The sequence below is a fragment of the Novosphingobium bradum genome (assembly GCF_042646485.1).
Lineage (GTDB): Bacteria > Pseudomonadota > Alphaproteobacteria > Sphingomonadales > Sphingomonadaceae > Novosphingobium > Novosphingobium bradum.
Genome location: NZ_JBHRTQ010000004.1, coordinates 69,828 through 87,559, shown reverse-complemented (window position 1 = coordinate 87,559; position 17,732 = coordinate 69,828). Strand labels below are relative to the sequence as shown.

The following is a 17,732-nucleotide window of genomic DNA, read 5'->3' as shown; positions in this document are numbered from 1 at the left end:
GACGATGATCCGGTTGCCTTTCGCCGCGATCGGGCGCCTGCGCCGCGACACCGGCGGCCTTGCCGCGGTCGAGTTCGCCCTGGTCGCCTCGGCGCTGATCGGCCTGCTGGTCGGCGCGATCGACTATTCGCTGTGGTCGCTCTCGCGCACCATTGTCGAACGCGCCGCGCGCGGCGGGTCGGAATATGCCGCGGCCAACGGCTACTCTTCCGCGGCCATTGCCACCGCGATCACCTCGGCGACCAGCGCCCCCGCCTTCCTGTCCACCATTTCGGCCAGTCCCGCCCCGACCAGCTGGTGCGGCTGCCAGAGCAGCGGCACCAGCATCACCGCGGCCACCTGCAATTCCACCTGCGCCAATGGCCAGAAGGCGGCCACCTATGTGACGGCCAGCGCCAGCGCCACCTATACCCCGATCATGACCTGGCCCGGGGTCCCGGCAACGGTCGCCGTGTCGCAAAGCAACACAGTGAGGATTAAGTGAGCCGGCCCCGCCCTGATCGCCGCCCCAGCCACGGTCGGCCTCACTGCCTTGCCGCCGACACGCGCGGTTCGTCGGTCGTCGAGGCGGCGCTGGTCATGCCGGTCCTCCTGTTCATGGTCCTTGGCGCCATCGATGCCGGGCGGGTGCTGTGGGTCCGCAACACCCTGCAATACGCGGTGGAAAGCGCGGCCCGGTGCGCCGCGATCGACAGCAACAGTTGCGCCACCACCAGCGCGATCCAGAGCCATGCCGCGGCCATGGCAACAGGGCTCGGCGTGGCCGCCTCGGCGTTCACGGTGTCGAGCCCCGGATGCGGCGAAATGGTCGCGGTAACCTACACCTACACCGGCGGGATTTCGTCGGCGATCAACTTCCAGCCCACCTTCACGGTCAGCGCCTGTCACCCCTGATGCCGCCGCCGAAGCCACGCGGCCACGAGGAACCCATGCAATTGCCCGCCGGAAACGCGAACATGACCCAATATATGCAACGTCTGCCCACCACCCGGGGGCGCATCGTCCGGGGCGGGAGAACCATGCTGGCCGGCCTTGAGGCCGCTGCCGCCTACCGCAAGGCGATGACCAATTTCCAGGACGCCTGTGCCGAACTCCAGCGGCAGACCAATGCGCTCAAGACCTTCGCGAGCGCAGTCGCCCGCGCGCCCGGCAGCGTCACCTTCGCGGACCTTGCCTCGGAGGGGGATTCGTTCGGCACACCGGCGGCATCGGCGGCGCAATGGACGGCGCGCGACTTTCCCAGTCCCGCAACCTTGCAGGCCACGCTGTGCCTCCGCAACAGCGCCCGCCAGGACCTGCTGAACCTCTGGAGCCAGATGCCGGCAGCGGTGCGGCAGAAATTCACGCCGCCGCCCAGGTCGTGAGGCAAGGGCGAGGCAGGCCCAAACCCGCTCCAGTCCGGACGCCCCTGCGAGCCGAGGCGAGGGCCACGCCTTTCGCGCCGCGCGAAGTGCCCCCCAAGATCGCCCCCGGAATTACCTCATCACAGGCGAACAATGGCGAAATCCGGCGGTCAGGCCGGGCCATTCCAGGCAGATGCCTGCGGATTTGTCAGTGCGCGGAACCCCTTGCGATCAGGCAAGTGGTGCCCGGGGACGGAATCGAACCGCCGACACCGTGATTTTCAGTCACGTGCTCTACCAACTGAGCTACCCGGGCATCGCCTGATCGTGCAGCGCCGCCCGCATCGGGCGGCGGAGCGGGACGGCCCGGGGTTGGTATCGGGCTGCCCAGCGATTGGAAGCGCGCCTATGGCGAAGGGGCGCGCGGTTGGCAATAGGGTTTGTTGGGTTGGAACCCGCCGAGCCTAGACTTCGTGGCCGAATACGTCGCGGGCAACGGTTCGCAGGTATTTCCACGCCAGGGCCGGAGGCAGGCCGCCGATCAGGGGATGCAGCGGCAGGGGCATCCCGGCGCCGGCCATGGCGCGGGCTTCCTCCACGCTGACGATGCGGTGGCTGCGGTTCTCGGCGCGCAGGTCCGCCGCCGTCTGCGCGAAGGAGATGTTGCTGGTCTCGGTATCGCCCGCGTTCCACGCGCCATACATCCGCACGTCGTTCATCAGGTAGGGGCCAAGCTCGGCCCAGGCGGCATCGAGATCATCGGCCACGAACAGCACGGTGGTGTTGTCGCGGTGGTTGAGCAAGCACATCCCCGGCTCGTGGCCATGGGCGCGGCAGGCGGCCTCATAGGCGGCGCGCAGTTCCTCGTTGCCCTTCTGGGCGATGAAATCCAGGCCGTGGCGCCCGGCGCGCTCGGCCGCCGGGATCGATCCGCCGCCCCAGGCGATGCGCGGCCCGCCGGGCGTGACGGGGGCCGGGGTGACATGGATCTGGCGGCCTTCGTGCTCCACCGGCTCGCCGCCCTTGATCTTGAGGAACAGGGCGAGCTTTTCCTCCGCGATCGCGCCGCGCCGGCCATAGGGCACGCCGTGCATCTCGTATTCGCGCGGCATATAGCCAAGGCCGCCAACATAGGACACCCGGCCCTGCGACAGGATATCGAGCACGGCGGCGTCTTCGGCCAGGCGGACCGGATCGTAGAGCGGCAGCTGGACGATGGCGATGCTGATCCGCAATTGCGCGGTGCGCGCGGCGATCGCCGAGGCGAGGATCATCGGCGAGGGGAGATAGCCGTCCTCGCTCATGTGGTGTTCGGAAAGGGTGGCGGCAAGGCAGCCCCGGGTCTCGGCCCAGGCGCAGATTTCCGGCACGGCGGCGTAAAGCTCGGTGGTTGGCGCGCCATTGGCCGGTGCGCGCATATCGAACCGCATCGTGTACATCGGTGATCTCCCTTGTGCGGCGGACATCGGGGGAATCGGCCGAGTGGTCAAGCCGGGCGGCCGGGCGGCCTCAGTCCTCGGGTTCCTCCACCTCGGCGCGGGGGCCGGGCAGGGCATAGCCATCCTGGAGCCATTGCAGCAGGTCGCGGTCGCGGCAGCGGGCGGAGCAGAACGGCGCGTGGGCAGGCAGGCGGGGCTTGCCGCAGATCGGGCACTTGCGGGCAGGGGCGGAGGCGGTCATGCGGCAAGCGCCTGCGCGTAGCAGCCATCGAGCGCAAGGGCCGAATCGATCCGCCATTCAAGCGCTCGGCCGGTGCGGCGGACAAGCTGGGCCTCCCATCCGGGGGTGAACGCGGCCCGCACGGCGGGGTGGGCGACCAGCAGCAGGCGCGGCCCCGGCTCGGCCACGGCCTCGGCGCGGCGCAGCAGCAGGCGGGCGGCGGCGCCGGGCCGATCGGCCATCAGGCGGTGGACCAGCGAGGGGCGTTCGAGCCGGGCGACCAGCTGCACGAGGCCGAAGCCGTTCATCGCGGTGCGTTCGTGCGGCCAGTCGGCCAGGGCGGCGCCGAGCGCCTCATCCACCGCGCGGCGATCGGCCTTGGCCTCCAGCGTGGGAAAATCGATGCCGATCGAGCCGGCAAGGTCGAACCGGCGGATCGCGGCGGCGGCGGCATTCGCCGCGGCCAGGGCCAGCGCCGGGGCGGGCAGGGTGCCGTCAACGTCGATCACGGTCATTCCGGGGGTGGGGCTGATGGTCAGCGTGCCGCCGGGGAAGGCCACATCGCCGGCCCAGGCCTGGCCCCACAGCTCGTCCCAATCGGCCGGCAGGCGGCGGACCACGCGAACCGGGGCGCCAGTGGCGGCGAGCCGGTCGGCAAGGGTGGGGGCGGGGCAGGCCGGATCGGCGCTGGGGCGGGCCTGGGCGCGCTTGAACCGGCCCCGTTCGGCCAGCGCCGCGCGGGTCACGGCAAGGCGGATCGGCGCGCCCTCGCTGGCCTCGCGCGGGAGCCGGTCGACCAGCGCTTCCTCGCCAGAGGGGAAGCGGGCGGTGCCGCGCGCCGAACCGGCGGCGCGGTGGAGGAGCACGGCCTCGGCAACGAGGCCGGGGGCGAGGCGGCCGGGCCAGTCGATCCGGGCGGCGAGAACGGCGTCGCCGTCAACCAAGATCGCGCGCTGTTCGGCGATCCCGTCCTCGACCAGCCATTCAGGCAAGGACGAAGCCCGCCGCCTTGAGCAGCGCCCGGGTTTCGAACAGGGGCAGGCCGACCACGCCGGAATGGCTGCCGCCGATCCATGCGATCAGCCCTTCGGCGCTGCCCTGGATGGCATAGCCGCCGGCCTTGCCGTGCCATTCGCCGCCGGCGAGGTAGGCGGCGATTTCCTCTTCGCACAGCGGCTTGAAGCGGACGACGGTTTCGCTGATGCGCTCGCGCAGGGTGCCGTCGGGCGCCTTGAGCGCAATGGCCGAGAGCACGCGGTGGCGCCGGCCGGAAAGCAGTTCGAGGCAGTGGCGGGCAGTCGCCTCGTCTTCCGCCTTGGGCAGGACGCGGCGGCCGCAGGCCACCACCGTATCGCCGGCCAGCACATGGTCATCGCCGGCGGCAACGGCCATGGCCTTTTCGCGGGCCATGCGGCGGGCATAGTCGCGCGGGGGTTCGGCCTTGCGCGGGGTCTCGTCGATGTCGGCGGCGGCCACGCGGGCCGGGGTGATGCCGAGCCGGCCGATCAGGTCACGCCGGCGGGGCGAGGCGGAGGCCAATACGAGGGTTGGCGCCGGGGTTCCGGCCATGATGGTCAGAAGCCGCCGGGTCCGCCGCGGCCGGGCATGAAGCGGTAGGTGATGCGGCCCTTGGTGAGATCGTAGGGAGTAAGCTCGACCAGCACTTCGTCGCCGACCAGCACGCGAATGCGGTTCTTCCGCATCTTGCCGGCGGTATGGCCAAGGATCTCGTGATCGTTTTCCAGCCGCACGCGGAACATCGCGTTGGGCAGGAGTTCAACCACCTGGCCGCGCATCTCGAGCAGTTCTTCCTTCGCCATCCGCTATTCTGGTCCGTTCCAACTGGCCGTCTGGGGGCCGACAATCCGCCGCGCCCATACCTGCGAGGGAGCAAAAAGGGAAGCCTTTCCGGCCAGCCGCGCGCGGGGGCGCTTATCCCGGGGAACGCGCGGGGGGGCGGGCGGTATCAGGCCCGAGACAATTTGTTACCGCGCGCCGGCTTGTCCGGGCGGAGCCAGCGGGGCAATTGCGGCAGGGGGAAGGTGCCGCCAACGGACCAGGAGCTTGTTGCCTTGCGCGTTTCCCTGATTGCCCTGTTGCTTGCCGGAACCCTGTTCTCGTCGCCCCCGGTGCGGGCCGAGGTGCGGGCCGAGGGCGGCGCCGACGCCGCCGACGCGCAGCGCCGGGACGACAGCGCCGAGCCGCAGGCCGGCGAGATCGTGGTGATCGCCACGCGCATCAAGGGCGCGGTCGAGGCGCCGCAGAAGCCGGTCCAGGTGCTGACCGAGGAGGATATCGCCAGCTACGGCGCAGCCTCGATCACCGACCTGCTCGATGCCCTGGCCCCGCAAACCGGATCGGGGCGCGGGCGCGGCGGCGGGCACCCGGTGGTCCTGCTGAACGGCCAGCGGATTTCGGGTTTCCGCGAGATGCGGAACATCCCGCCCGAGGCGATCCGCCGGATGGAGATCCTGCCCGAGGAAGTGGCCCTGCGCTATGGCTACCCGGCCGACCAGCGGGTGATCAACTTCATCCTCAAGGACAATTTCGCCGCCACCACCGTGGAAGCCGAATATGGCCGGCCAACGCGCGGCGGGACCGATACGGCCAAGCTGGAAGGCTCGCTGTTCCGCACCGCGGGGCAAAGCCGGCTGAACCTCACGGTCACCGCCGACGATACCACCCCGCTGTTCGAGAGCGAGCGCGCCGTGCGCCAGGCGCCGGGCAGCGTGCCGACCGTGGCGGGGGATCCGGATCCCGCCTCGGCTCGGACGCTGATCGCCGATAGCCGCGACATCGGGGTGAATGCCACATGGACCAAGGGGCTGGGCGAAAATGGGCTGGCCGGCACGATCACGCTCAACGGCGCCTATACCCGCGCCGATTCGACCAGCTTTTCCGGCCTGTCGCTGGCGACCGATCCCGCCGGAACCGTGGTCCGCGCATTAGGCGATCCCCTGCTGCGCCGCACCCGCACCGATACCGCCGAGGCCGGGGCAACCTGGGCGCGCCCGCTCGGCACCTGGCAGCTGACCGCGACCCTCGATGCCAGCCACGCGATCACCAACACCGCGATCGACCAGCGCGCCGTGGTGACGGGCACCCTGGCGGCAAGCGGGCCGGTCAGCTTCACCACCCCGGCGCCGGACCTGGCCCGGGGAGTGAGCGATTCTGCGACCAGCCTGGTGACCGTGGTCGGCCGTCCGCTGAGCCTGCCGGCCGGCGATATGGCCGCCACGCTCAAGGCCGGCTTCGCCTGGACCGGCATCGCCAGCACCGACACCCGCAATGCCGGCGGGGAAACCCGGCTGCGGCGCGGCGATGCCTCGGTGGGGGTGAACCTGGGCCTGCCCCTGGCCAGCCGGCGAAACGGCGTTCTGCCCGGGATCGGAGACCTCACGCTCAATCTCAGCGCGGGGCTGGACCACCTGTCCGACCTCGGCACCCTGACCGACTGGAGCGCCGGGCTGACCTGGGGGCTGACCGGGCAGCTCAGCCTCCAGGCGAGCTACATCGTCAACCAGGTGGCGCCGGGGCTGAGTGACCTCGGCAATCCGCTGGTGCAGACCTTCAACGTGCCGGTCTATGATTTCACCCGCGGCGAAACCGCGCTGGTGACCGTGACCAGCGGCGGCAACCCCGCGCTGGCCCGCGAGACCGACCGCGACGTGAAGCTGGGGCTGACCTGGCAATTGCCCTTCCTTGCGCGCTCGAACCTGCTGGTCGAATATTTCCGCAACAATTCCGACAACGTGACCGCCGCTTTCCCGCTGCTCACCCCGGCCATCGAGGCCGCCTTCCCGGCGCGGGTGACGCGCGATGCGAGCGGACGGCTGGTGGCGGTCGACCGGCGGCCGCTGACCCTGGCCAACGAGACTGGATCGCGCCTGCGCTGGGGCTTCAACCTGGCCGGCCCGCTGGGCAAGCCGAAACCGGGATCAGGCGGCGGCCGCTTCGGTGGCGGTCGCGGCATGGGCGGCCCGCCACCCGGCGGCGGCATGGATGGCCCGCCGCCCGGCGGAGGCGGCTTTGGCGGCGGTGGCTTTGGCAGTGGCCGGGGCGGCAACGGTCAGGGCCGGTGGAACCTGTCGCTCTACCACACGGTGCAATTCGTGAACCGGGTAACCGTCATCCAGGGCGGCCCGGTGCTGGATCTGCTCTCGGGCGATGCCCTGACCGGCGGCGGCCTCGCCCGCCACAGTCTCGAATTCGAGGGCGGCGCGTTCTACCGGGGCATTGGCGTCAGGCTCAACGGCACCTGGACCGCGCCGACCCACGTGCACGGCAGCGGCGCGCCGGGCTCGGCCGACCTGCGCTTCGGCGCGCTGGCCAAGGTGTCGATGCGGGTCTTTGCCGATCTCGGCCAGCAGCGCGCGCTGACCAATGCTTCGCCCGTCTTCAAGGGCGCGCGGCTGTCGCTGAAGGTCGACAATGTGTTTGACGCGCGCCAGCGGGTGACCGACCAGTTCGGCGCGGTGCCGATTTCCTACCAGCCCGACCTGGTCGATCCGCAGGGGCGGGTGGTCCGCGTGGAATTTCGCAAGCAGTTCTGAACGCGCCCCTCCGGATTACCAGAACGGATCGCAGCCCAGCAGCGCATGGCGCGCCTCGCTGGCGCGGTGCAGCAAATGGCGGGCCTGCGCCTCGTCATCCGGCGCGGCAGCGCCAAGGACCGCCCGGGCCACCGCCAGGTCATTGAGCAGGCCAAGCCGGTCCTGCAGCTCGGCAAGGGCGGCAAGGAACCGGTCGCGGCGCTTGCGGGAGGCTGCGGGCGCTGGCAGCCCGGCAAAGAATTCCACTGCATAGCGCAGCTTCTTGGCGTCCTTTCGCAGGGTGTGGCGGGCCTCGTCGGGGAGGTCGGCGAGATGGTGGCCATGGCGCCGCACCCGCTCCAGCCGCTTGTCGAGCGCGGCGGCGGCAAACGGCGCGAGCGGGGCGGCGCGCAGCTCCGCCGTGAGCGGGGCATCGCGCCAGCCGCCCAGCATGGCCCATTGCGCGAGATCGAGCATCAGGCGGCGCGTCGCCGGCGCGGCCAGCGCCCGGCTCACTCCGCGCCAGGCGACCTCGCGGCGCGGCTTCAGGGCGGGGCGCAGGTCCGGCGCGCAACGCTCCCACAACACGTCAAGATCACGCGCCGCGCCCAGCACCCGGGCCAGGCCACGCACGGCAGAATCGAGCCGGGCCGATTCGCCGTCGCGCAGCAGCGGGGCGAAGACCGCATGGGCCGAACGCAGCCGGCGCAGGGCAACCCGGGCCTGGTGCAGGGCTTCGCCGTCGCGCGTGGCGAGCAGGATCGCCTCATTGCGGCGATAGTGGTGGAGGCAGCCGGTCACGATTGCGGCGCAGGCGCCAACCACGCCGGTGGCAGGGGTGAGCGCCACCGGCGCCGCCTTCTCGCTGCCCGGCAGCGCCCCCACCAGCCGGAACCCGCGATCGGACTTCGACAGGACCCCGATCCGCAAGGGTGCAACCTGGTCGAGCCGCCGCGCCAGCGCAAACAGATCATCCGCCGCGCCCGACACCAGTTCAAGCTCAAGCTCGGCAAAGCCGGTGGCGCGATCGCGCGCATGAACCTGGCCGCGATCGAGCACGGCGGCAATCGTGGTCCGGCCCTCGGCCAGGGTGAAGCGGGTGCGCTCGCAGTCCACCGTGAACCGGATCGCCAGGTCGCCGGCATGGCGCCCGAGCGCTTCCTCCAGCGGGCCGCGGCTGTCGACCACGGGCGTCAGCGAACGCACCGCGAACTCCCACTCGCCCCGCGCGAACAGCCCCGCGCCGGGGGCATGGCGCTGCTTCACGGTCTGGACCAGGCGGTGGCCGTCGCGGCGGATCCGCAGGGCCAGGCCGTGGCGGCGCAGGCGGTCATCGGGCGTGTCGAAATAGAGCGAGCGCAACTGGCGAACCTCGCCCGCGCCCAGCACACCGCTTTCGGCCAGCCGATCGGCGGCCTCGGCGGTCAGGTCCAGCTTGAGTTCCACTTCGCTGCCCATGGGCGAGGGGTCTGCACCCGGCCGCCCGTTCAATCAATGGCGGGGATCAAACGCGGCCCGCCCGTTTGGCCCCTCCCCAAGCGCGGCGCGATTGCCTATCTGCCTGACCATGGCCCGCTCTCCCGCCGGAACCCCGCCCAATCCCCAGGGCGCCGAACGCTTCCTGGAACAGGCGCAGGCGGCAACCGTGCGCGGCACCGAACAGCCCGATATCGACAAGGGCGTGGCCGCGATCCGCGAGACCCTGCAAACCCTGCCGGCCCGGCCCGGCGTCTACCGGATGCAGGATGCGCGCGGCGACGTGCTCTATGTCGGCAAGGCGCGGGTGCTTCGCAACCGGGTGGCCAATTACACCCAGGTCGATCGGCTGCCGCTGCGCCTCAGGCGGATGGTCAGCCAGACCCGCGGCATGACCATCGTCACGACCAATTCCGAGGCCGAGGCGCTGCTGCTCGAAGCCCAGCTGATCAAGCGCTACCGCCCGCCCTACAACGTGCTCCTGCGCGACGACAAAAGCTTCCCCTTCATCCTCCTGCGAAGCGATCACGAATTCCCGCGCATCACCAAGCATCGCGGGGCGCGGCGGGCGGCGGGCAACTATTACGGGCCGTTCGCCAGCGCCGGCTCGGTCAACACCACGATCAACGCGCTGCAGAAGCTGTTCCTGCTGCGAAGCTGCACCGACAGCTTCTTTGCCCGGCGCGACCGGCCCTGCCTGCTCTACCAGATCAAGCGCTGCTCGGCGCCCTGCGTCGGGCGGATTGATCCGGCGGCCTATGGCGAGCTGGTGGCCGAGGCCAGGGATTTCCTTGGCGGGCGGAGCCAGGCCGTCCAGCGCAAGATCGAGGCCCAGATGGCCGAAGCCGCCGAGGCGCTGGATTTCGAGCGCGCGGCCATGCTGCGCGATCGGCTGCGCGCGGCCACCTTCATCCAGGGCAGCCAGGCGATCAACGCGCAAGGGCTGGGCAATGCCGATATCTTCGCGATGGCCAGCAAGGGCGGGCAGATCGCGGTCCAGGCCTTCTTCATTCGCGGCGGGCAGAACTGGGGCCACCGCGCCTTCTTCCCCACCCATACCGAGGGGCTGGACGAGGCCGAGGTGCTGACCAGCTTCCTCGCCCAGTTCTACGAGGAAGTGCCCCCGCCGCGCTGCGTGCTGGTGGACCGCGCCCTGCCCGAAGGCGAATTGCTGGCCGAAGCCCTGCGTGAGGGCGCGGGCGGCAAGGTGGAGATTTCCGTCCCCCAGCGCGGCGATCGGCGGCGGCTGATCGAGCAGGCGGTCCGCAATGCCGCCGAAGCGCTCGACCGGCGGCTGGCCGAAAGCGGCACCAAGGCCCGCACCTTGCGCGAAGTGGCCGAATTCTTCGAGCTTGCCGAAGTGCCGCAGCGGATCGAGGTTTACGACAACAGCCATATCCAGGGCACCAATGCGCTGGGCGCGATGGTCGTCGCCGGCCCGGAAGGCTTCCTCAAGAACCAGTATCGCAAGTTCAACATCAAGGCCGCGCAGACCAATGATGATTTCGCGATGATGCGCGAGGTCATGGCCCGCCGCTTCGGGCGCGCGCTCGCCGAAGACCCCGACCGCGAGGCCGGCACCTGGCCCGACCTGGTCCTGATCGATGGCGGCAAGGGCCAGATGAGCGCGGTGAAGGAAGTGGTCGAGGAACTCGGGATCGAGGACCTGCCGCTGATCGCCATCGCCAAGGGGCCGCATCACGGGCGCGAAGGGCGCGAGGTGTTCCACTTCCCCGATGGGCGGGAGAAGACCTTGCCGGTCAATTCGCCCGTCCTGTTCCATCTCCAGCGCCTGCGCGACGAGGTGCACCGCTATGCCATCGGCGCGCACCGGGAAAAGCGCAGCCGGGCGATCGTCGCCAGCCCGCTGGATGAGATTCCTGGCATCGGCCCGGCGCGCAAGCGCGCGCTGCTCCTCCATTTCGGCACGGCGGGCAAGGTGCGCGCGGCCAGCCTCGATGATCTCCAGTGCGCCCCCGGGGTGAGCGCGGCGGTCGCCCGCACGATCTACGATTTCTACCACCCCGGCGGGTGAGCGGCGCTGTTCAGCCCAGCACGCGGGCGGCGGCGTCCTCGCTCAGGCGGCTGAGCGCTTCCTGTGTGGTGGTGGCGACCAGCCGGCCCGCCCGGTCGTAAATCTCGCCGCGCGCCAGCAGGCGGCCATGGGCGGCGCGGTCGCTCATCGTGGTGTAGAGCAGCCACTGGTCGGCGCGGACATCCGGCTCGTGGAACCAGACCATGTGATCGAGGCTGGCGGTGTTCACCTCGCCGCGCCACCAGTTGAGGCCATGGCGCACGTCTGAGGCCTGCATCAGGCTGACGTCGCTCATATAGGCCAGGGCCGCGCGGTGGCGGGCCGGATCATCGCCGATCGGCGCGCCGAAGCGCAGCCAGACATGGACCGGGGCGGGGCGTGGCTCGGCCAGGTCCCACTGGGCCAGGTCCACCGGGATCATGTCGAAGGCGCGGCTGTCGGAGACGATCAGCGAGGCGATCCGCGCCAGCGGGCCGGTGCCCGCGCGCTCGGCGGCCACGGTGGCCAGCGCCTCCTCGGGCGAAATGGTCGCGGGCATTTCCGGCTGGTGGGCCACGCCGGGTTCGGGCGCATGGAACATGACCGAGGCGGTCAGGATCGGCTTGCCGCCCTGTTCGGCGACCACCCGGCGGTGCGTGAACGAGCGCCCGTCGAGATCACGCGCGACCCGGAAGGCGATCGGCTGGTCAACCGCGCCGGGGCGCAGGAAGCGGCAATGGAACGAGGCGGCGGGGCGCCCGTCGGACACCCCTGCGCCCACGGTGCTGGCCTCGGCCGCGAGCAGGGCCTGGGCGACGACCTGCCCCCCATAGATCCGCGCGCGCCCGGTCCGCAGCGCTTCCGGCGTGGCGGCGGCGGTCCAGACATCGCCGCCCTCGCCCTGCACCGCGAGGTGGGAGAGCAGGGCCAGGGCTTTGGGGTGCGGGGCTTGGGACATGGCCGCGTCACTTGGCCCAAGGCGCCGGGCCGGTCAACGCGGCCCCGTGCCGGCGGGGGCGGTCAGCGCTTGCCGGCGATCCGCGCCAGCAGGCGCCAGCCCAGCGCCTTGGCGCCGTTGCGCGCCGGCCAGCGGCCGGGCGCGCGGGGCTTGAACCCGATCCGGCGCAGCACCTTGTTGAAGGCGCGGGCATCGGCCTCGGCAAACGACCATTCCGAGCGCCAGGTGATCGACAGCGAAACCGAAGGCTGCGGGCCATTGCGGACGAAATGCGGGGCCATGACCGGCACGAACAGCGCCTCGCCCGCCGCCAGGGCGAATTCGGTGCCGCCGGCCAGCAGGCCATCGTCCCAGTGCAATTCGCGCCCGCCACCGGTGTGGTAGGATTCGTGAGTCTCGTCGGGCGCGTAGCGCGCGTCCCCGGCGGGAAACTGGGTCATCACCTTCGCGCCGCGCACCTGGAGCAGGATGTTGTGCTCCGGGTCGAAATGGTAAGGCGTCACCCCGCCCGGCGAGGTGATGAACACGAAGCCCTGCAACTTGAGCATGGCCCCGGTGCGCGGCTCGATCGCCTCGCGCAGTTCGGCCAGCAGGCCATGGAGTAGGTCGGCATAGGCGGGAACCTGTTCGATGTTCTTGAGCGCCGCCCAGGAACCGGTCTCGCCGATCCGGCGGATGGTCTCGCCAATCGGAATGCCGGTGGGCGCGGGCTTGCCGTCGATGCCCAGCGGCAGGTCGGCGAAGTTGTATTCGATCGAGCCGGGCGGGAGCGCCTCGGCCAGCGCGGCAAGGGCATCCAGCTCAAGCAGCGGGTGGGTGCCGAGGTTGTGGACAAACCTGTGCGGAACCTCGGGATAGTTCCGGGCAAAGGTGTGGAGCGATTCTTGCGGGAACACGGTCATGGTTGGTCTCCGGACGGGCGGCGACCCGTTGGGAAGGCGTCGTCCCGGACTTGATCCGGGACCGGTGCCGGGCTGGCGCGGCGATCGGCGCGGGCGCGTTCGGCTTTCAGCAGCGGGCTGAACAGGGCGCGGCGCAGCCTTCCCCCGATGCCAACCGAAAAGCGGCCGATGGCGCGGCGCTCGCGCCACACATGGTCGATCATCGGGTGATCGGCGGCGGCGCACGAATCGCACCAGTCGAGCGCCGGATCGGCCAGCAGCGCCAGGTTCTCGCGCTGGAGCAGGACGCCGGGCGAAAACCGGGCGAAGCGCTCGTCGAAGGCGGTCTTGTAGGAAAAGGCGCCGGGCGGGGCGAGAAAGGTGGCTAGCATGGCCAGCGGCGCGCCATCGAGCGAAAGGGTCAGCCGCTCCAGCCGGCCGCGCGTCGCGGCCCCGTCCAGCGCCTCGGCGAACAGGCGCGCGGTGGCCGGGCTGGCGGCCAGCGCGGACCCGGCGCCGCCCTTCCACCCGGCCGCTTCCAGCGCGAGGAAATCGGCGGTCCATTGCGAAAGGCCGGTGCCGTCGCGGCGGCGCGTGACGGCCAGCGCGCCCTGTTCGGACAGGCGGGCATATTGGCGGCGCAGCTCCTTGCGCTTCTTTCCCGAGAGCGCCGCCTCAAGATAGGCCTCGGGCGCCAGCGATGAGGCGAGCAGGGCGCGTTCCTCGCGGTGGACGAGGCCGCAGGGGCGTTGTTGTTCGGTGCAGACCCGTTGCAGGGCCGTTGCAAGCGGGCCATCGAGCGGGATCTCGGCCAGATGCAGGAACAGCGCCGCGCCCGCCGCGCCGTCGACATGGGCAAGCAGCGCGCGCCAGAACGGCGCCTCGTGGCCTTGCGCCACCAGCGGCACGCCCAGAAAGGCATTGCCGTGGAGCCAGTTGCCCAGATGCGGCACCGGCCGGCCATAGTAGCGTGGCGAACGTGCCAGCGGGAGCAGGCCGAGCCATTCCCCGCCCGCCTCCAGCACCATGACCTCGGCCTCGCCCGCCTGATCCAGCGCGGCAAGGGCGGGGGCAAGATACCAGCTTTCGTGGAACGGGTTCGGCTCGGCGGCCCGGCCGGCAAGCGAATCCCAGCGCGCGCGGGCTTCGGGCGCGGTCAGTTCGGCCATGGCAATGCGGCGCAGCCGCGCGGGCGCGCCCGTGGTCGCGGGCGGCGCGCTGCCGGTGCCTTGCGGCGCGAGATCGGCCAGCCATGCCATGCCAGCGCCCTAGCAAAGGGGCGCAAAGGATTTCCTAACGGCGCGCCAGATCAGGCCGCCGCCTTGCGCGCGATGGCCGAAAGCCCCTTGGTCAGTTGCAGCAGGCCGTTGAGGCGGGCCTTGGGATCGCCCCAGGCGCGGTTGACCACCAGCTTGTTGTCGGGACGCAGCTTGATCGTGCCCTCCAGCCGCTGGGCATAGGCTATGAGGCCCATCGGATCGGGGAAGCTGTCCTCGTGGAAGGTGACAAGGGTGCCCTTGGCGCCCACGTCTATCTTGGCGATGTTGGCCGCGATCGCCTGGCGCTTGATCTGGATGAGCTTGACCAGGTTGGCCGTGGGCGGCGGCAGCGGGCCGAAGCGGTCGATCATTTCGGCCGAGAGGCTTTCGATCTCGCCCTGGTCCTCGGCATCGTTGAGGCGGCGGTAAAGCGCCATGCGGACCGCGAGATCGGGCACATAGTCGTCCGGGATCATGATCGGCGCGTCGACCGTGATCTGCGGCGAAAGCGCATTGCGCTCGCGCGCCAGGCCGATCTCGCCGGCCTTGGCCGCCAGGATCGCGTCTTCCAGCATGGCCTGGTAAAGTTCGAAACCCACCTCGCGGATATGGCCCGATTGCTCGTCGCCCAGCAGGTTGCCGGCGCCGCGAATGTCGAGATCGTGGCTGGCAAGCTGGAAGCCCGCGCCCAGGCTGTCGAGATCGCCCAGCACCTTGAGGCGCTTTTCGGCCACTTCGGAAAGCTGCTGGTCAGCGGGCGTGGTCAGATAGGCATAGGCGCGCAGCTTGGCCCGGCCCACGCGCCCGCGCAGCTGATACAGCTGGGCGAGACCGAAGCGATCGGCGCGGTGGATGATGATCGTGTTGGCGCTGGGGATATCCAGCCCGCTTTCCACGATCGTGGTGGAGAGCAGCACCTCGTACTGCTTTTCGTAGAAGGCGCTCATCCGCTCTTCCACTTCCGTCGGGCTCATCTGGCCGTGGGCGGTGACGAAGCGCACTTCGGGGACGGTCTTCCTCAGCCAGTCCTCCACTTCCGGCATATCGGCGATGCGCGGCACGACGATGAAGCTCTGCCCGCCGCGATGGTGTTCGCGCAGCAAGGCCTCGCGCATCACCATGTCGTCCCATTCCATCACGTAGGTGCGAACGGCGAGCCGGTCGACCGGCGGGGTCTGGATGGTGGACAGCTCGCGCAGGCCGCTCATGGCCATCTGGAGCGTGCGCGGGATCGGGGTGGCGGTCAGCGTCAGCACGTGGACATCGGCCCGCAACTGCTTGAGCTTTTCCTTGTGGGTCACGCCAAAGCGCTGCTCCTCGTCGACGATGACCAGCCCCAGCCGCTTGAACTTCACCGTTTTCGACAGGATCGCATGGGTGCCCACCACCACATCGGTGGTGCCCGCCGCCAGCCCGTCGCGCGTGGCATTGGCCTCCTTGGCGGTAACCAGCCGGGAGAGGCGCCCCACTTCCAGCGGGAAACCGGCGAAGCGCTCCTGGAAATTGGTGAAGTGCTGGCGGGCCAGCAGCGTGGTGGGGGCGACCACCGCGACCTGCTGGCCGGCCATGGCCGCGACGAAGGCGGCGCGCAGGGCCACCTCGGTCTTGCCGAAGCCGACATCGCCGCAGACGAGGCGATCCATCGGCTTGCCCGAGCCGAGATCCTCCAGCACGTCCTCGATCGCGCGGTCCTGGTCCTCGGTCTCGTCCCAGGGGAAGCGATCGACGAAGGGGCCGTAGGAATGCTCGTCGGGCACCAGCGCCGGCGCGTGCTTGAGCGCGCGGGCGGCGGCGACCTTGAGCAATTCGTGCGCGATCTCCTGGATGCGCTCCTTCAGGCGGGCGCGACGCTTCTGCCAGGCCTCGCCGCCCAGCCGGTCCAGCGTCACCGCCTCGCTCTCGCTGCCGTAGCGCGAGAGGACTTCGAGGTTCTCCACCGGGATGTAGAGCTTGTCGCCCCCGGCATAGACCAGCATCACGCAATCGTGCGGGCTCTTGCCCACGGGGACCGATTGCAGCCCTTCGTAGCGGCCGATGCCGTGGTCCATGTGAACCACCAGGTCGCCCGGGCTGAGGGCCGACAGCTCGGCGAGGAAGGCGTCGGCGCTTTTCTTGCGGCGCTTGCGGCGCACCAGCCGGTCGCCCAGGATGTCCTGCTCGGTGACGACTTCGAGGCTGTCGTTGGCAAAGCCGGTTTCCAGCGGGAGGACGAGGGCGACCGGCGCCCCTTGCGCGGCCAGCCCCAGGGCTTCCTGCCACGAATCGGCCAGGACCGGCGCCGGCCCCCCGAGCTTGGATTCGGCCGCCTCGCCCAGGATCGCGGCCAGCCGGGCGCGGCTGCCCACCGAATAGGCCGCGATCAGCGCCTTGCGGCCCTTGCGCGCCTGCCCGGTCAGGTAGGTGGCGGCGGCCTCGTAGATGTTGTCGCCCGAGCCGCTGGTGATCCGGGCGCGTTCGGGGGCGAAATCGCGGCCCGAGGAGAAACCGAAATCGACGATGCCCGGGCCTTCGGGCTGGGCGAAGATATCGGCCTTGTGCACCGGCCAGTCGGCCAGCTTGCGGTCCAGTTCGTCCCGGCCAAGGTAGAGCGTCTCGGGCGGCAGCGGGCGGTAGGCGCCCGGCGCCTTGGCCGCGCTGTCGGCGCGGCTGGCGAAATAGTCGGCGATATCGGTCAGCCGTTCGTCGGCCGAGCCGAGCGAGGCGCTGTCGACCACCACCAGATCACCCTTGCCCAGATGGTCGAACAGGGTTTCGAGGCGCTCCTCGAACAGCGGGAGCCAGTGCTCCATGCCGGCCAGCCGCCGCCCGTCGCTCACCGCCTGGTAGAGCGGATCGGTGGTGGAATGGGCGCCGAACTTCTCGCGGTAGCGGGTGCGGAAGCGCTTGACCGTATCGTCGTCCAGCAGCGCCTCGCTGGCGGGGAGCAGCAGGTGCTCGGGCACCTCGCCCACGGAACGCTGGGTATTGGGATCGAACAGGCGCAGCGTTTCCAGCTCGTCGCCGAAGAAATCGAGCCTGAGGCCGCCATCTAGGCCGGAGGGATAGATATCGAACAGCGAGCCGCGCACCGCATATTCGCCGGCATCGACCACGGTGTCGGTGCGGGTGTAGCCTTGGCGCTGGAGCAGGGCGATCAGGCTCTCCCGGCCGATCTCCATCCCGGGCTTGAGCAGGCGCACCGATTCGCGGATGCGGAACGGGGTGAGCACGCGCTGGAGCACGGCGTTGATCGTGGTGACCAGCAGTTGCGGGCCGCCCCTTTCCCCATTGGCAGCCTTCTGTTGCAGGCGGTGCAGTGCCGCAAGGCGGCGGGCGCCGATCGCCAGCGCGGGGCTGGCGCGGTCATAGGGCAGGCAGTCCCAGGCCGGGAACTCGATCACCTCCAGCTCAGGCGCGAAGAACTTCGCCGCCTCGCCCACCGAACGCATGGCGGCTTCATCGGGGGCGATGAACACGGCGCGGCCTTTTGCGGCGCGCGCAAGGTCGGCCATGACCAGCGGCTGCGCGCCGCGGGCCAGCGAAGCGAGCGTCAGCGGGGCCGTGGCGGCAAGGATGCGGGCGATATCAGGCATGGCAGGAGAGCGGGCGGGTAGCCGTTCGCCCCGCGGAA

The 17,732-nt window shown here is 70.5% G+C and carries 15 protein-coding genes and 1 tRNA gene; 5 read left to right on the top strand and 11 right to left on the bottom strand.

Translation table 11 applies throughout. From position 1 onward, the window contains the following. Window positions 1-4 precede the first annotated feature (4 nt). The 3 genes from ACFOD9_RS03910 to ACFOD9_RS03900 all read left to right on the top strand — a co-directional run bounded on the left by ACFOD9_RS03910 (window position 5) and on the right by ACFOD9_RS03900 (window position 1,364). A complete protein-coding gene (locus ACFOD9_RS03910; RefSeq protein WP_379508778.1) occupies window positions 5-484 on the top strand; it encodes a TadE/TadG family type IV pilus assembly protein in 480 nt (159 codons plus the stop codon). Next, on the top strand, window positions 481-894 hold the full coding sequence (locus ACFOD9_RS03905) for a TadE/TadG family type IV pilus assembly protein (protein WP_379508777.1): 414 nt from the start codon (window positions 481-483) through the stop codon (window positions 892-894). The genes ACFOD9_RS03910 and ACFOD9_RS03905 overlap by 4 nt, the downstream gene beginning before the upstream one ends. Before the next feature lie 62 nt (window positions 895-956). Beyond that, the gene (locus ACFOD9_RS03900) at window positions 957-1,364 is read left to right on the top strand and encodes a hypothetical protein (protein ID WP_379508776.1); all 408 of its coding nucleotides are present in this window, start codon (window positions 957-959) and stop codon (window positions 1,362-1,364) included. 219 nt (window positions 1,365-1,583) lie between these two features. Here ACFOD9_RS03900 and ACFOD9_RS03895 read toward each other — a convergent pair. From ACFOD9_RS03895 to infA, 6 genes are all read right to left on the bottom strand, one after another. Continuing rightward, window positions 1,584-1,659: transfer RNA gene (locus tag ACFOD9_RS03895), tRNA-Phe, on the bottom strand. A gap of 148 nt (window positions 1,660-1,807) precedes the next feature. Next, on the bottom strand, window positions 1,808-2,782 hold the full coding sequence (locus tag ACFOD9_RS03890) for an LLM class flavin-dependent oxidoreductase (protein WP_379508775.1): 975 nt from the start codon (window positions 2,780-2,782) through the stop codon (window positions 1,808-1,810). Window positions 2,783-2,852: 70 nt separating this feature from the next. Next, window positions 2,853-3,023, bottom strand: a complete 171-nt coding sequence (yacG, locus tag ACFOD9_RS03885; protein WP_379508774.1) for a DNA gyrase inhibitor YacG — start codon at window positions 3,021-3,023, stop codon at window positions 2,853-2,855. Then, on the bottom strand, window positions 3,020-3,994 hold the full coding sequence (locus tag ACFOD9_RS03880) for a ribonuclease (RefSeq protein WP_379508773.1): 975 nt from the start codon (window positions 3,992-3,994) through the stop codon (window positions 3,020-3,022). Before ACFOD9_RS03880 ends, yacG begins: the two co-directional genes overlap by 4 nt. Beyond that, on the bottom strand, window positions 3,987-4,571 hold the full coding sequence (locus ACFOD9_RS03875) for a Maf family protein (protein ID WP_379508772.1): 585 nt from the start codon (window positions 4,569-4,571) through the stop codon (window positions 3,987-3,989). The genes ACFOD9_RS03880 and ACFOD9_RS03875 overlap by 8 nt, the downstream gene beginning before the upstream one ends. A 5-nt stretch (window positions 4,572-4,576) precedes the next feature. Then, window positions 4,577-4,822, bottom strand: coding sequence for a translation initiation factor IF-1 (gene infA, locus ACFOD9_RS03870; RefSeq protein ID WP_039338683.1), 246 nt, complete (start codon window positions 4,820-4,822; stop codon window positions 4,577-4,579). A gap of 252 nt (window positions 4,823-5,074) precedes the next feature. Between infA and ACFOD9_RS03865 the strand changes: the two genes are divergently transcribed. Continuing rightward, on the top strand, window positions 5,075-7,555 hold the full coding sequence (locus ACFOD9_RS03865; protein ID WP_379508771.1) for a TonB-dependent receptor plug domain-containing protein: 2,481 nt from the start codon (window positions 5,075-5,077) through the stop codon (window positions 7,553-7,555). Between the two features lie 15 nt (window positions 7,556-7,570). Here the strand turns inward: ACFOD9_RS03865 and ACFOD9_RS03860 are convergent, their stop codons facing one another. Then, on the bottom strand, window positions 7,571-8,992 hold the full coding sequence (locus ACFOD9_RS03860) for a CYTH and CHAD domain-containing protein (protein ID WP_379508770.1): 1,422 nt from the start codon (window positions 8,990-8,992) through the stop codon (window positions 7,571-7,573). A gap of 109 nt (window positions 8,993-9,101) precedes the next feature. Here ACFOD9_RS03860 and uvrC point away from each other — a divergent pair, with 109 nt between their 5' ends. Continuing rightward, window positions 9,102-11,045: an excinuclease ABC subunit UvrC gene (gene uvrC / locus ACFOD9_RS03855; RefSeq protein ID WP_379508769.1), complete on the top strand. Its 1,944-nt coding sequence runs from the start codon at window positions 9,102-9,104 to the stop codon at window positions 11,043-11,045. Between the two features lie 10 nt (window positions 11,046-11,055). Here uvrC and ACFOD9_RS03850 read toward each other — a convergent pair whose 3' ends face one another. From ACFOD9_RS03850 to mfd, 4 genes are all read right to left on the bottom strand, one after another. Continuing rightward, window positions 11,056-11,982, bottom strand: coding sequence for an acyl-CoA thioesterase (locus tag ACFOD9_RS03850; RefSeq protein ID WP_379508768.1), 927 nt, complete (start codon window positions 11,980-11,982; stop codon window positions 11,056-11,058). A 62-nt stretch (window positions 11,983-12,044) separates the two neighbouring features. Next, a complete protein-coding gene (locus ACFOD9_RS03845; RefSeq protein ID WP_379508767.1) occupies window positions 12,045-12,884 on the bottom strand; it encodes a transcriptional regulator in 840 nt (279 codons plus the stop codon). Next, window positions 12,881-14,122: a GNAT family N-acetyltransferase gene (locus ACFOD9_RS03840; RefSeq protein ID WP_379508766.1), complete on the bottom strand. Its 1,242-nt coding sequence runs from the start codon at window positions 14,120-14,122 to the stop codon at window positions 12,881-12,883. Before ACFOD9_RS03840 ends, ACFOD9_RS03845 begins: the two co-directional genes overlap by 4 nt. A 50-nt stretch (window positions 14,123-14,172) precedes the next feature. After that, window positions 14,173-17,694 carry a transcription-repair coupling factor gene (gene mfd, locus ACFOD9_RS03835; RefSeq protein ID WP_379508765.1) on the bottom strand — a complete coding sequence of 1,174 codons (3,522 nt, stop codon included), beginning with the start codon at window positions 17,692-17,694 and terminating at the stop codon, window positions 14,173-14,175. Between the last annotated feature and the right edge of the window lie 38 nt (window positions 17,695-17,732).